Annotated in this window: 13 protein-coding genes; 8 read left to right on the top strand and 5 right to left on the bottom strand. The window is 41.8% G+C overall.

All coding sequences use genetic code 11. The features are described from left to right. Genes ACQRD1_RS01950 through ACQRD1_RS01940 form a run of 3 tightly spaced genes read right to left on the bottom strand, consistent with a single transcriptional unit; the run spans nucleotide 1 to nucleotide 2,165 of the window. On the bottom strand, nucleotides 1-1,374 hold the full coding sequence (locus ACQRD1_RS01950) for a [Fe-Fe] hydrogenase large subunit C-terminal domain-containing protein (RefSeq protein ID WP_347376446.1): 1,374 nt from the start codon (nucleotides 1,372-1,374) through the stop codon (nucleotides 1-3). Between the two features lie 19 nt (nucleotides 1,375-1,393). Continuing rightward, on the bottom strand, nucleotides 1,394-1,816 hold the full coding sequence (locus ACQRD1_RS01945; protein ID WP_235231772.1) for an ATP-binding protein: 423 nt from the start codon (nucleotides 1,814-1,816) through the stop codon (nucleotides 1,394-1,396). 4 nt (nucleotides 1,817-1,820) lie between these two features. Beyond that, the gene (locus ACQRD1_RS01940) at nucleotides 1,821-2,165 is read right to left on the bottom strand and encodes a DRTGG domain-containing protein (RefSeq protein ID WP_235231771.1); all 345 of its coding nucleotides are present in this window, start codon (nucleotides 2,163-2,165) and stop codon (nucleotides 1,821-1,823) included. 278 nt (nucleotides 2,166-2,443) lie between these two features. On the opposite strand from ACQRD1_RS01940, the gene ACQRD1_RS01935 reads away from it, so the two are divergent. The 8 genes from ACQRD1_RS01935 (at nucleotide 2,444) to ACQRD1_RS01900 (ending at nucleotide 10,828) form a co-directional block, all read left to right on the top strand. Next, nucleotides 2,444-2,938, top strand: a complete 495-nt coding sequence (locus ACQRD1_RS01935) for a complex I 24 kDa subunit family protein (RefSeq protein WP_235231769.1) — start codon at nucleotides 2,444-2,446, stop codon at nucleotides 2,936-2,938. 2 nt (nucleotides 2,939-2,940) lie between these two features. Then, nucleotides 2,941-3,498 (top strand): ATP-binding protein, encoded by a 558-nt coding sequence (locus ACQRD1_RS01930; protein ID WP_427786860.1) that lies wholly within the window; start codon nucleotides 2,941-2,943, stop codon nucleotides 3,496-3,498. Nucleotides 3,499-3,516: 18 nt separating this feature from the next. Beyond that, nucleotides 3,517-3,891, top strand: coding sequence for a (2Fe-2S) ferredoxin domain-containing protein (locus ACQRD1_RS01925; RefSeq protein ID WP_235231766.1), 375 nt, complete (start codon nucleotides 3,517-3,519; stop codon nucleotides 3,889-3,891). Nucleotides 3,892-3,910: 19 nt separating this feature from the next. Next, nucleotides 3,911-5,701, top strand: coding sequence for an NADH-quinone oxidoreductase subunit NuoF (nuoF, locus tag ACQRD1_RS01920; RefSeq protein WP_235231765.1), 1,791 nt, complete (start codon nucleotides 3,911-3,913; stop codon nucleotides 5,699-5,701). 15 nt (nucleotides 5,702-5,716) lie between these two features. After that, nucleotides 5,717-7,459 (top strand): NADH-dependent [FeFe] hydrogenase, group A6, encoded by a 1,743-nt coding sequence (locus ACQRD1_RS01915; protein ID WP_347376444.1) that lies wholly within the window; start codon nucleotides 5,717-5,719, stop codon nucleotides 7,457-7,459. Between the two features lie 240 nt (nucleotides 7,460-7,699). Further along, a complete protein-coding gene (locus tag ACQRD1_RS01910) occupies nucleotides 7,700-7,951 on the top strand; it encodes a (2Fe-2S) ferredoxin domain-containing protein (protein ID WP_235231763.1) in 252 nt (83 codons plus the stop codon). Continuing rightward, a complete protein-coding gene (locus tag ACQRD1_RS01905; protein WP_235231762.1) occupies nucleotides 7,942-9,654 on the top strand; it encodes a [Fe-Fe] hydrogenase large subunit C-terminal domain-containing protein in 1,713 nt (570 codons plus the stop codon). The genes ACQRD1_RS01910 and ACQRD1_RS01905 overlap by 10 nt, the downstream gene beginning before the upstream one ends. Before the next feature lies 1 nt (nucleotide 9,655). After that, on the top strand, nucleotides 9,656-10,828 hold the full coding sequence (locus ACQRD1_RS01900; protein WP_235231761.1) for a SpoIIE family protein phosphatase: 1,173 nt from the start codon (nucleotides 9,656-9,658) through the stop codon (nucleotides 10,826-10,828). 779 nt (nucleotides 10,829-11,607) lie between these two features. On the opposite strand, the gene aroA is transcribed toward ACQRD1_RS01900, so the two are convergent. Continuing rightward, nucleotides 11,608-12,906 (bottom strand): 3-phosphoshikimate 1-carboxyvinyltransferase, encoded by a 1,299-nt coding sequence (gene aroA, locus ACQRD1_RS01895; protein ID WP_347376443.1) that lies wholly within the window; start codon nucleotides 12,904-12,906, stop codon nucleotides 11,608-11,610. Beyond that, nucleotides 12,896-13,990 carry a prephenate dehydrogenase gene (locus tag ACQRD1_RS01890; protein ID WP_347376442.1) on the bottom strand — a complete coding sequence of 365 codons (1,095 nt, stop codon included), beginning with the start codon at nucleotides 13,988-13,990 and terminating at the stop codon, nucleotides 12,896-12,898. The genes aroA and ACQRD1_RS01890 overlap by 11 nt, the downstream gene beginning before the upstream one ends. Nucleotides 13,991-14,033 lie beyond the last annotated feature (43 nt).

Raw genomic sequence — 14,033 nt, 5'->3', positions numbered from 1 at the left:
TCATTGCTCCTTTTTCTCGATTTCGGATGTCAGTTTTAGTATATAATCCTTTAGCATACGCATGGTATCTTCATCTTTATCAGCGCTTTTCTCCAGAGAAGACATCATAGAAGAGATGTCTTTTGATAAAGTGCCGATATATTCGTGGAAAGAATAGATACAGTCATTTTTCGTTGCATTTCCCCGTACGATATCTTCTGCCAGTGCGCGGCATGTCGGTGCACCGCAGGAGCCACAGTCAAGACCGGGGAGCTGCTCTGTCAATTCTTCGATTAATCCCATCATTTCAAAACTTTCGCGGAAAGACTTGCCCAAGCGGAATACAGGTTCATATTCAACGTAGGTAGACCAGTGGTAATCAAGTTCATCAAAATCCTTGATATGGGATCTTGAAACTGGGAGATTCCTATGTAACTTCTTGGATTTTGCAGTAGCGATGTAGGGATTTTCAACGGTCAGAGAACCGCCCACGCATCCACCGTTACATGCATTTAATTCTACAAATTTAAGATCGTGGAATTTTTCGTCTTCCAGATCACTTAATACTCTTAAAGCACTCATGATACCATCGCAGGCCAGATAATTGTCGGTAAGCAATCCACTGGATTCGCCACCTGCGTTGCTCCAGCCGATTCCGATCCGCCCAGACTCAGACAGGGGCTTTAACCTAGATTCATCGTGTGTCATGTGCTCCAGTAAAATAGGATACACTTCTTTTATTGCAAGGACTTTATCGATTTCGCTTTTCTCAATACCCAAAGGCGATTTTACATAAGTTACTTTTGATGGGCATGGAGAGATAAAGAAAATGCCGATATCTTCCGAGTTCAGACCTGTTTTTTCTATAGCTCTTTTTCGTGCAATCTCTGCAGCGACCTCTACGGGTGGCTTTAATGGGAGAAGTCTTGGAATCAGCGTTGGGAATTTCACACGAATGATTCTTACAATGGTAGGGCATGCGGTGCTGATGAAAGGTGCTTCATCAATATGTTCCTGAATATATGCGTGAGAAGCTTCAGAGACAAGTTCGGCGGCAGCGCTGACCTCAAAAACATCATCAAAGCCCATGGAAAGCAGGGCATTCAGCACAATATCAATGTTCTTAAGGTTATTAAATTGTGAGTAGAGTGAAGGTGCTGGTAGAGCAACCGTATATTTGTATTTTTTGATTTCGTCAACGGAATCATAGATTGCCACTTTTGCGTGATGTGGACAATACCTGAGGCAACGACCGCAATCTACGCAAAATTTCGGGTTGATCTTTGCCTTCCCATTCTGTACGCGTATGGCTTGGGTAGGACAGTATTTAATGCAGTTGATACACCCTGTGCAGGCTTTTTTATCCAGTTGTACAGAATTAATGAATTTGTTCAAAAGTTTCCCTCCCTACAGTTTAAAAATGCACATCCATGGTGACTGTAGTGCCTACTCCTATCGTTGAGTCAATGTTCATGTAATCTGAGTATTTCTTCATGTTGGGGAGTCCCATTCCAGCACCGAAGCCAAGAGCGCGAACCTCTTCCGGTGCAGTGGAATATCCCTGTTCCATTGCTTTATCAATATCCGCAATCCCTGGGCCAACATCTGCAAGGATCATGCGAATATTATCTGGTGCGATCTCGACCTTGATCGTGCCGCCATTGGCATGAATGACCATGTTGATCTCACCTTCATACATAGCAATTGCGACCTTGCGTATCACATTATTGTCGATTCCCATCACTTTTAGTTTGTTTTTTACATCACTGCTGGCTTCCCCGGCGCGTGTGAAGTCATCTCCAGAGATAACGTAATTAAATACAAGTTTTTCACACATGAAGTTATACACCTCCAAGTAATCCATTGCTGTATAGTATGCCACATGATGTGAACATATCGTGGCGTGTACAGAGTATGACAATCCCTTTTTCTTCTGCCAGAGTCAGAATGTTGGAGTCTGGGATTTTATTTCTTACAAATATAATACAGACAATGTCAAGCATCTCGGCGGTCCGTACGACCTGTGGATTACACAGACCAGTAATTAAGGCGGAGTGTTCATCGGCGTAGGCAAGGACATCACTCATCATATCGGATGAGAAAGCATAATGTACTTCACTGTCCAGACAATTATTGCCATAAAGAACATCCGCATCTAACAAAGTTTTTATTCTTTCGATTGTCATAAATACCTCCCGAATGGATAGATTTATTTTAGTATAGCATTGCAAAAAGATGAATTCAACCATGAAATTGTACAAAATACACAAAAAATGGTTTTTAAAATTGAAAATATTTTAACAATATGATAGTGAAATAACAAACGAAGCTGTCGGAAAATTAACTAAATTACATGAGAAAAAGCTATAGATTTTTGAAAATTTGTATGCTAGAATGAAAAAATGAAATGAGTTTTCTGGTGAAAACGACAAAATTTGACAATAACTAAGGGAGGTAAAAGAGAATGCTTTCTAAAAAATCTACAGTTCAGTTCAATGGAACGGAAGAACAAAAAAAAGAACTGTTAGAGATGATTCATGAACTGAAAGACGAAAAAGGTTCCTTGATGCCGATTATGCAAAGGGCTCAGGATATTTATGGATATCTGCCTATTGAGGTTCAGACAATCATTTCTGATGAAACGGGTATTCCATTAGAGAAGATCTATGGGGTTGCCACATTCTATTCTCAGTTTAACTTGAACCCAAAAGGACGTTATCGTATATCTGTCTGTCTTGGTACAGCTTGCTATGTAAAAGGTTCTGGTGATATTTACAATAAGCTGATGGAAAAACTGGGAATCGTAGGAGGAGAATGTACTCCAGATGGTAAATTTTCCCTGGATGCCTGTCGTTGTGTAGGAGCCTGCGGACTGGCACCAGTCATGATGGTTAATGATGAAGTATACGGCCGGCTTACAGTAGATGATATTGATGATATTCTGGCCAAATATGAATAGATATGATGACAGAAATTGCATTGAATATTCTGGATGTTACAGAAAACTCTGTGCGTGCTGGAGCCAGCTACATAGAGATTAGTGTCATAGCAAATACAGAAAAGGACATTCTTGAAGTATCGGTAATTGATAATGGATGTGGAATGAGTGAGGAGCAAGTGAAAAAGGTGACGGACCCTTTCTACACGACAAGAACGACCCGTAGAGTTGGCCTTGGTATTCCTTTTTTTAAACAGGCAGCTGAAAGTACCGGGGGAAGCTTTTCGATTTGCTCGAAGGAACAGGAAGGCACCTGTGTAAAGGCAGTATTTGGATTGTCTCATATTGATAGGATGCCGTTGGGTGACATTAATTCGACTATTTATACATTGATAGTATTCAATGAATCAATTGATTTTCATTATAAATATGAATATGACGGTAAAGGATTTGTGCTTGATACAAAGGAAATGAAGAATATATTAGGCGGCTTGTCGTTCAAAGATGCTGAAGTGTCTCAGTTTATTCGGGAATATCTGGATACGAATAAGGCAGAAGTGGATGACGGAGAAACATTATGACGTAAAGGGAGGAAAGGTATGAAATCTCTGGAAGAATTAAAAGCAATAAGAGAAAGAAATCAAGGAAAAGTCGGTGTCCGTTCTGAGAGTGAGACACAGACCAGAGTCGTTGTCGGTATGGCGACCTGTGGAATTGCAAGTGGAGCAAGACCGGTGCTTACGGCTTTATCAGATGCAGTGCAGAAGGAATTTTTGACGGATAAGATCAGTGTGACTCCGACAGGATGTATTGGATTATGCCAGTATGAGCCGATCGTTGAAGTATTGGAACCAGGAAAAGAAAAAGTAACTTATGTGAAGATGAATCCTGAGAAAGCGATGGAGGTATTTGAACTTCATCTGAAGAAGGGACAGGTCGTTACAAAATACACATTAGGGGCGCAGCAATTATAAGTAAAGGAGGTATAGGTCTATGTATCGTTCGCACGTTTTGGTATGTGGTGGAACAGGATGTACTTCCTCAGGCAGCCAGAAGATCAGAGAAAGACTTGTAGAAGAGATTAAGAAAAACGGATTAGAGAATGAAGTTGGTGTTGTTAAGACCGGTTGTTTCGGTTTGTGTGCATTAGGTCCAATTATGATTGTATATCCGGAAGGCTCTTTTTATGCAATGGTAAAGGAAGAAGATATTCCGGAAATTGTATCCGAGCACCTCTTAAAAGGAAGAGTTGTAAAACGTCTTCTTTATGATGAGACAGTAAAGAGCAGTGAAGAGATTCTTCCACTGCAGGAAACACAGTTCTATAAGAAGCAACACAGAGTTGCACTTCGTAACTGTGGTGTTATTAATCCGGAAAATATTGAAGAATATATTGGAACCCGTGGATATGAAGCTCTTGGTACAGTCCTTACAACGATGAAACCGGAAGAGGTTATCCAGATCATTCTGGACAGCGGACTTCGCGGACGTGGCGGAGCAGGATTCCCGACTGGATTGAAATGGAAATTTGCTGCTGCAAATGCTGCAGATCAGAAGTATGTCTGTTGTAATGCCGACGAAGGAGACCCGGGTGCATTCATGGATCGTTCCGTTCTGGAAGGAGATCCGCATGTAGTATTAGAGGCAATGGCAATTGCCGGCTATGCAATCGGAGCATCTCAGGGATATATCTATGTACGTGCTGAGTATCCGATCGCAGTTGAGCGTCTAAATATCGCAATTAAACAGGCAAGAGAATATGGCCTGTTAGGAAAAAATATTTTTGATACAGGATTTGATTTTGATATTGAGCTTCGTCTTGGTGCAGGAGCATTCGTGTGTGGAGAAGAGACAGCGCTTATGACTTCTATTGAAGGTAATCGAGGAGAACCTCGTCCACGTCCGCCATTCCCTGCATTAAAGGGTCTGTTCCAGAAACCGACAATTCTGAACAATGTTGAGACTCTGGCAAACATTCCTCAGATCATTTTAAATGGTGCGGATTGGTTTGCATCCATGGGAACAGAGAAATCTAAAGGAACCAAAGTATTTGCTCTTGGTGGAAAAGTTAAAAATACAGGTCTTGTTGAGATTCCAATGGGAACAACACTTCGCGAGATCGTAGAAGAAATCGGCGGAGGTATTCCAAACGGTAAGAAGTTCAAAGCAGCACAGACCGGAGGACCTTCCGGCGGATGTATTCCGGCAGAACACTTCGATGTTCCAATCGATTATGATAACCTGATTGCAATCGGATCAATGATGGGATCTGGTGGATTGATCGTAATGGATGAAGATACCTGTATGGTTGATATCGCAAAATTCTTCCTGGAATTCACAGTAGATGAATCTTGCGGAAAATGTGCTCCATGCCGTATCGGAACCAGACGTATGTTAGAGATTCTAGAGAAGATTACCAATGGTCAGGGAACTATGGAAGATCTGGATAAGCTGGAAGAGCTGGCAGCACATCTGAAGTCAAATTCACTGTGTGCTCTCGGTCAGACAGCTCCGAACCCGGTACTTTCAACCTTACGTTACTTTAGAGATGAATATGTTGCACATATTGTAGATAAGAAATGTCCGGCAGGCGTTTGTAAAGCACTTCTTACATATAAGATTGACGCAGATAAATGTAAGGGATGTACTTTGTGTGCAAGAACCTGTCCGAATGATGCTATTTCCGGTACAGTAAGAGAACCACATGTCATCAATCCAGATAAGTGTGTAAAATGTGGAGCTTGTATGGAAAAATGTCGTTTCGGTGCTATTTATAAAGAGTAATGGAGGATGGAGAATATGGAAAATATTAATCTTAAAATTAATGGCCTTGATGTATCAGCTCCTGCAGGTTCTACTATCCTTGAAGCAGCACATCTTGCAGGAATTAAAATACCTACCTTGTGCTATTTAAAAGAAATTAATGAAATCGGCGCATGCCGTATGTGTGTGGTTGAAGTAAAAGGCGCCAGAAACCTGGTGGCAGCCTGTGTATATCCGATCAATGAAGGAATGGAAGTATATACGAATACTCCGAAACTGATCGAATCCAGAAAGAAGACATTACAGCTTTTACTTTCTAACCATGAGAAAAAATGTCTGTCTTGTGTCAGAAGCGGTAACTGTGAACTGCAGCAGTTATGCCGTGAATATGGCGTAGATGATGAAGATTATTACAAAGGTGCTATGAATCATTATGAACTGGATGATTCCGCAGCACATATGGTTCGTGATAATAATAAATGTATCTTATGCCGTCGGTGTGTTGCAACATGTGAGAAAGTACAGGGAATTGGCGTAATCGGTACTAATAATCGAGGATTTGCTACTATGATCGGCTCTCCATTTGGCATGGGGCTGGGTGAGACCAGTTGTGTATCCTGTGGTCAGTGTATTGCTGTCTGTCCAACAGGTGCATTATATGAGAAAGATTACACGAAGCAGATCATTGATGCGATTGCAGATTCGGAAAAATATGTAGTTGTTCAGACAGCACCATCTGTTCGTGCAGGTCTTGGTGAAGAATTCGGATATCCAATGGGAACTGATGTAGAAGGTAAGATGGTAGCAGCGCTGCGTAGAATCGGATTCGATAAAGTATTCGATACAGACTGGGCAGCAGACCTTACAATTATGGAAGAGGCAACGGAACTTCTTGATCGTATCAAGAATGGCGGCGTTCTTCCGATGATTACCTCTTGTTCTCCAGGATGGATCAAATACTGTGAGCATTACTTCCCGGATATGACAGAGAATCTGTCAAGCTGTAAATCACCACAGCAGATGTTTGGTGCAATGCTGAAGACCTATTTCGCTGAAAAAGAAGGAATTGATCCTAAGAAGATTGTATCTGTCAGTGTTATGCCATGTACTGCTAAGAAATTTGAGATCGGAAGAGATGATCAGAATGCAGCAGGGGTACCTGATGTAGATATCGCGATTACTACAAGAGAGCTTGCAAGACTGATCAAACGCTGTGGTATTGACTTTACCGCACTTCCGGATGAGGATTTCGATGATCCGATGGGAGAGTCTACAGGTGCAGGTGTTATCTTTGGTGCAACTGGTGGTGTTATGGAGGCTGCTCTTCGTACAGCGGTTGAAGTTCTGACTGGAGAAGAACTGGCAAATCTTGAATTTACAGATGTTCGTGGAACACAGGGTATCAAAGAAGCTTCTTATAATGTGGCAGGCATGGATGTGAAAGTTGCAGTTGCATCTGGCCTTGGCAATGCAAGAGAACTTCTGAATAAAGTAAAATCCGGTGAAGCAGATTACCAGTTCATTGAGATCATGGGATGCCCTGGCGGATGTGTTAACGGAGGCGGACAGCCGCAGGTATCTGGTGAGGTACGCAACTTTACTGATGTACGCGGTATTCGTGCAAGCGTATTGTATAAGAACGATGCTGCAAAACCGATTCGTAAGTCACACGAGAATCCGGCAATTAAGAAGCTTTATGAAGAGTATCTTGGAGAGCCAGGAAGCCATAAAGCGCATGAAACCTTACATACATCTTATGTAAAGAGAACCATTAATTAAACGCATACTAATAATTATTATGATTAAAAACAGCAGTCTGTATGGCTGCTGTTTTTGAATGTCTATGCTGCCGGAAATAGATTCTGCAGGTATATCAATCTGAAGAATGCCGGCAGTTTATTCAGGCAAATAGTCTGTCAACAATTCCATTTTCAAATAAAAAATGATATAATGGACACTGAGAACACGAAGTGATTGAAGTGTTGTTCAGAACGGATTTAGAGGGAAAAGGAGGTAACTATGAAGGTTCTGATATGTATCGGGAGTTCCTGCCATGTGCGCGGCTCCAAGAGTGTGATTGAGACACTGACCAGACTGGTCAAGGAGTATGAGACAAAAGTTGATATTGAGTTGAGTGGTTCATTTTGTATGGGAGCATGTTCCAAAGGTGTCAGTATCAAGATCAAAGACAGAATCTATCATGTGAAGCCGGAAGATGCAGAAGATTTCTTTAATGAGGTGATATTGAAGGAGGCTGAAACGTGCGAGTAATTGATTTCAAGGATGCGAGTTGTAAACATTGCTATAAATGTGTGCGTTATTGTGAAGTGAAGGCAATTTCTGTAGAGAATGAGCAGGCACATATTATGAAGAATCATTGCATAAATTGTGGACATTGTCTGGAGGTCTGTCCGCAGAATGCAAAAACATTTGCCAGTGATATAGAACGTGTGAAAGGATACCTGCGCCAGGGAATGAAGACGATCATATCGATTGCTCCTTCTTATCTGGGAGTCCTGGAATATGACAGACCGGGACAGATTGTGGATGCACTTCAGAAACTTGGATTTTATGAAGTGCGTGAGACGGCAGAAGGTGCCGCACTTGTCACGAAGGAATACTGGAAGCTTCTGAAAGCAGGAGAGATGACGAATATCATTACCACCTGCTGTCCAAGTGTCAATGATCTGATCGAAAAATATTATCCGGAGCTTGTGCCGATGATGGCGCCAGTCGTTTCTCCGATGATTGCGCATGGCCGTTTGATAAAAAAGATTTATGGAGAAGATGTCAAGGTTGTATTCCTGGGACCTTGTATTGCAAAAAAAGAAGAAGCGATTGGGGATGAACGTGTTTGCGGAGCGATAGATGCGATCCTTACATTTGAGGAAATAGTAAAATGGTGGAAAGCAGAAGGTATCGATATCCATCAGTGTGAGGACAGACCGATGGGGAATCCGAGTCCTAGAGTTAATCAGCTCTATCCGATCAGCGGCGGTATCATTCAATCTGTCCGGGCAAGCTCTATAGAAGATAATTATTATAAAATACATATTGATGGGCTGAAAGCCTGTATGGAGTTATTTGATGAACTGAAAAAGGGTGATATTCAACATAGCTTTTTTGAAGTGAATGTCTGCGAAGGCGGATGTATTAAGGGTCCTGCATCTGATAAATGGAATCAGTCGCTGATCCGTGCTAAGATGGATGTAGAAGATCAGGTGGCTCACAGGGAGGAAGCAACAGAGATTGACGGAAATGGTATCCAACTTCATAAAACATTTACAGATCGACGTGTAGAAGATCCGATGCCTTCAGATCAGGAAATGAAAACAATTCTTCATGCAATGGGAAAATATACGAAGTCAGATGAGCTGAACTGTGGAGCATGCGGTTATCCGACTTGTCGTGCAAAAGCCCTGGCAGTATACCAGAAAAAAGCGGAGATCAGTATGTGTCTTCCATATGCGGTTGCCCAGGCAGAATCCATGTCTAATGTTGTCATGGATGTGACACCGAATATGATTCTTATCGTTGATAAAGATCTGAGGATACGGGAGTGTAATAAAAAAGCGCAGGAGATGCTGGGTGTATCACGGGAAGAGGCACTGGAACGGTATATCTTTGAATTTGTAGATGCGCTGGATATTGAAGAGGCTCTAAGAAACAAGCAGCAGGTCGCTCGGAAGAAGATTAATCTTGAATCTGTGAAATTAACCGTCATTGAGTCGATCGTATATATTGAAAGTATTGAATCTGTGCTTGTGACTTATCAGGATATTACAAAGGAAGAAAAAGCAAAATTACAGCATTATAATTTGAAGATGGAAACTGTAGAAATGGCACAGAAAGTAATTGATAAACAGATGATGGTAGCACAGGAGATTGCCGGACTTTTGGGAGAAACCACAGCTGAGACGAAAGTGACCTTGTCAAAACTGAGAGATTCAATTCTGTTTGAAGAGGAAGAGTAAGATGAGTGTAAGTGTAGATATATCTTGGAAAAGTCTGAATAAACACCACGAAGAACTATGTGGAGACAAGGTGGAAGTGTTGTCGACAGAAGATTCAGAAATCGTGATTCTTGCAGATGGAATGGGTAGCGGTGTAAAAGCGAACATCCTTGCGACTTTGACTTCCAAGATCCTTGGGACAATGTTTTTGGAAGGTGCTTCTATTGATGCATGTGTCGATACCATTGCTAAGACCTTACCAGTCTGTAAAGTCAGAGAAGTAGCATATGCAACCTTTAGTATTTTGCAGATTTTCTGCAATGGAGAAGCATATCTGGTAGAATATGATAACCCGCTGTGTGTATTTGTAAGAGATGGAAAGATTGTAAATTATCCTTATAAAGAAAGAGTGATAGAAGGAAAGACCATTCGAGAGTATCGTTTTCAAGTGCAGCTAAAAGACTGTTTTGTACTCATGAGTGATGGTGTTATCTATGCAGGAGTCGGGGAATTACTGAATTTTGGATGGACCTGGGAAAATATGGCCGAATATACGCTGAAATGTACAAAGCAGACATTGTCAGCTTCACGCCTTGCCGCTATGCTAAGTCAGGCATGTGATGATCTGTATGGGCAGAAACCAGGGGACGATACAACCGTTGCAGTTGCAAGGGTCATCGAACGTCGGATTATTAATATTTTTACCGGACCACCTACACATAAAGAAGACGATGAGCGTGTGGTACGTGATTTTATGGCACAGGAAGGTAAAAAGATTGTCTGCGGAGGTACCAGTGCGAATATCATAGCCAGAGTACTGAAAAAAGAGATCATAACCTCGTTAAATTATGCAGATCCAACAGTTCCGCCAACAGCAACGATAGAAGGTCTTGACCTTGTAACGGAAGGTGTGCTTACAATAGGGAAAGCCCTGGGATTATTAAAACGATACGAACAGGATGCATTTGACGAATTATTCTTCGAAGAACTCGATGCAGATAATGGAGCGGCAAAACTGGCAAAATATATTATCGAAGAATGTACAGAATTGAATCTGTTCGTAGGAAAAGCCATGAATGTGGCACATCAGAACTCCAATCTGCCATTCAATCTGAGCGTCAGGATGAACCTGGTGGAACAGTTAAAAGAATGCGTAGAACATCTAGGGAAAAATGTACATGTGCAATATTATTGATGGGAATTTAGATGAGTTAGTTTGTGATTGAGGAGTGTACGGCGAGAGGATGGATGGGATGGTTTCCATTGCGGAGTCCTTCGCTTAGAATCCATAACAGGAAAAGAAGCAGATATTTTGTGACCAGGCTGATTCGCCCCAAAATCTTGATGATTTCGAGGCTCAGCAGCCTTCTCAGATCTGGCTTGATGCCAGATCTTCGCGCGAAATACCTGCTTCTTTTCCTGTAACGGATTCTATCGCTTGTCCAACGAATGGAAACCATCCCATCCATCTTCTCGCCTGACATCCCCCAAGTCCGCAACTTCCTCATCAGGGTGGATTCCTGCGCGTCATGCAGATGGGCATAGTAAAGATATTGTCAAAAAACTGGCAGAATAACTAACTGATTCTTCCATTGAAATAATGATGAATAGTATAAAAACACCGCTCCCCATTACGCTTCTCGCCAGGGATTTCCCGCAGATGAGTTCGTTCAGTAATTGGGAATGTCAGGCGCAAGGGAGTTGGATAGGCTGGTCCGTATCCGTTTAGCCAAGCGATAGAATCCGTTACAGAAAAAGAGTTGCAATTCCGTGTGAGAATTTGGCATCCAGCCAAATTCGAAAGGACTGCTGAATCGAGAAATTATTCAAATTTCTCGGTGAATCAGTCCGGTCACGAAATTGCAACTCTTTTTTCTGTTATGGATTCTTGGCGAAGGATGTCGGATACAGACCAGCCTATCCAGCTCTCTTGCGCCGTACACATCCCAATCACCAACAAACTCATCTAAATTCCTATTGGAGAGATTCCAGTGTTGTAAAGAATTCGGGATATGATACATCTACACACTGGCTGTTTTCAATGATTGTCTCTCCTTGTGCGGTAAGGCCTGCAATTGCAAATGCCATGGCGATTCGATGATCGAGATAGCTTTGGATGTGGGCACCGGTAAGAGATGTTCCGCCTTCAATGATCATGCCGTCATCGGTTGGAATTATCTCAGCGCCCATGGCTTTTAGTCCTTCTGTGACGGTATCAATCCGATTGGTTTCTTTTACTTTCAATTCAGCAGCATCCTTAATCACTGTAGTACCTTCGGCATGTGCAGCCATTACGGCAATCATTGGAATTTCATCAATTAGTGTGGGAATCATGCTACCTTTAATAGTGGTTCCGTGGAGATGACTGTATTTGACTAAAAGGTCAGCAGTTGGTTCACCACCGGCATTTTTCTGATTCAGATAAGTAATGTCAGCGCCCATGTCCTGACATACTTTTAAGATACCGGCGCGAGTCGGGTTGATTCCTACATTTTGAATCAACAACTCTGAGTCTGGGACTAAAAGTGCGGCTGCAATAAAATATGCTGCAGAAGAGATGTCTCCAGGGACCTGTATTTTTTGTGCATATAATTCTTTGCATGGAGCAATATGTGCAGTGGCAGTTCCATCAGTATGTTGAACAGAGGAAATGTCAGCGCCAAAGCTCTTTAACATGAGTTCTGTATGATTACGAGACAAAGCAGGTTCGGTAACAGAAGTGGTACCGTCTGCGTAAAGTCCTGCCAGAAGGACGGCAGATTTAACCTGTGCAGATGCAACGGGTGATTGATAATCAATACCATGCAGATTGCCCGGCTCTATTTTTAAAGGAGCACAATTATTTCCGTGAATACTGGTAATGTGAGCTCCCATACTGTTCAATGGTTTCATGATTCTGCCCATGGGACGAGAATTCAGAGAATCGTCGCCGGACATCACAGAAGTAAATTCTTGCCCGGCCAGAATACCGGACATTAAACGAGTGGTTGTTCCGCTGTTCCCTACATTTAATATATCAGCGGGGGCTGACAGACCATGCAGTCCTTTTCCGTGAACCAGAATACAATCTGGGCGTTGTTCGATATCGACGCCAAGTTTTCGAAAACAGTCAATGGTAGATAGACAATCTGCGCCATTTAGAAAATGGGTGATTTCCGTAGTGCCAAGGGCGATAGAACCAAACATAACGGAACGATGAGAGATAGACTTATCTCCCGGTATATGAATTTTCCCTTTTAAATTGGTAGTTGGATTAATTTTTTTAACGCTCATAAACAATATACCTGAATTTCTGCAATAATTCTGCGGCTTTTTTGGAAGAACCTTCGTCGTAGAATTCTATACGCAGAACCCCTTCTTCAAATTCTCTGTTATTTACGATTCCAATATTCTTGATGTTCAGATTGTTGGATGCAAGAATTGTAGCAATGGCAGCGATTCCGCCTGCTTCATCAATAATATCACAATAGACAGCAAATGTTTTCTTGATCGGACCGGCAGACACATCTGGGATAGAGTTACGGTAATTTCTGGATGAATCAAACATATTGTACAGTGCATGTTCATCTTCCTGGTCGATCAGCATTTTTGCTTTTTCAAGCGAATGTATATATTCTCCAAGGATATGAGAAATATTCTCTTTGTTTTTTAAACAGATATGCTGCCACATAGTCGGTGAAGAAGAAGCAATACGAGTAATATCTTTAAATCCTCCGGCAGCAAGATTCTTCATTAATTCATTTTTTGTATCCGTATCCCGGACAAAATTGACCAGTGTAGAAGCAATGATATGCGGCAGATGACTGATTGTTCCGGTTGCATAATCATGTTCCTGATAATCCAGTATAATCGGGATAGAACGCAGACTTTCAACAAACTTGACATAGGCATCTATCTTTTCCTGCGATACCTTCCTGGTTGGAGTCAGCACATAATATGCATTTTCAATCAGCATAGCTTTAGAATTGATAAAACCACTTTTTTCAGAACCAGCCATAGGGTGGCCGCCGATAAAATATTCTTCAATGCCAAGAGCCTCTACTTCCTTATGGATACTCGACTTTACACTGCCAACATCCGTAAGAATACAATCTTCATGCAGATAATTGGTTAACTGCTTCAGATAGGCTGTATTAAACGATACTGGTGTACATAAAAAGATGTAATTACAGTGATTGAAGTTATCATCAATAGTAGTTGCAGCCACATCAATAATAGATTCCTGGGTTGCCAGCGCCAAAGTTTCCTTATTTTTATCAAAAGCGACAATTTCGTATTCAGGATAGTACTGCCGGATTGCTTTTGCGATAGAACCACCGATAAGTCCCAGACCGATAAAACCAATTTTATGTTTCATGTTAGTCCTCCTTTGGGGTAGGGGACGGGGGAAAATGAGATTT

Source organism: Bariatricus sp. SGI.019, from assembly GCF_050315235.1.
In the GTDB taxonomy this organism is placed as follows: Bacteria; Bacillota; Clostridia; order Lachnospirales; family Lachnospiraceae; genus JAFBIX01.
Note: the sequence above shows the minus strand (reverse complement) of the source record. Positions and strands in the feature narration are given on the sequence as shown.

Bases quoted from the DNA above. Each gene is read 5' to 3' on its own strand.
- ACQRD1_RS01945 (WP_235231772.1), bottom strand. From the start codon at position 1,816: ATGTGTGAAAAACTTGTATTTAATTACGTTATCTCTGGAGATGACTTC.
- ACQRD1_RS01940 (WP_235231771.1), bottom strand. From the start codon at position 2,165: ATGACAATCGAAAGAATAAAAACTTTGTTAGATGCGGATGTTCTTTAT.
- ACQRD1_RS01935 (WP_235231769.1), top strand. From the start codon at position 2,444: ATGCTTTCTAAAAAATCTACAGTTCAGTTCAATGGAACGGAAGAACAA.
- ACQRD1_RS01930 (WP_427786860.1), top strand. From the start codon at position 2,941: ATGATGACAGAAATTGCATTGAATATTCTGGATGTTACAGAAAACTCT.
- ACQRD1_RS01925 (WP_235231766.1), top strand. From the start codon at position 3,517: ATGAAATCTCTGGAAGAATTAAAAGCAATAAGAGAAAGAAATCAAGGA.
- nuoF (WP_235231765.1), top strand. From the start codon at position 3,911: ATGTATCGTTCGCACGTTTTGGTATGTGGTGGAACAGGATGTACTTCC.
- ACQRD1_RS01915 (WP_347376444.1), top strand. From the start codon at position 5,717: ATGGAAAATATTAATCTTAAAATTAATGGCCTTGATGTATCAGCTCCT.
- ACQRD1_RS01910 (WP_235231763.1), top strand. From the start codon at position 7,700: ATGAAGGTTCTGATATGTATCGGGAGTTCCTGCCATGTGCGCGGCTCC.
- ACQRD1_RS01900 (WP_235231761.1), top strand. From the start codon at position 9,656: ATGAGTGTAAGTGTAGATATATCTTGGAAAAGTCTGAATAAACACCAC.
- aroA (WP_347376443.1), bottom strand. From the start codon at position 12,906: ATGAGCGTTAAAAAAATTAATCCAACTACCAATTTAAAAGGGAAAATT.
- ACQRD1_RS01890 (WP_347376442.1), bottom strand. From the start codon at position 13,990: ATGAAACATAAAATTGGTTTTATCGGTCTGGGACTTATCGGTGGTTCT.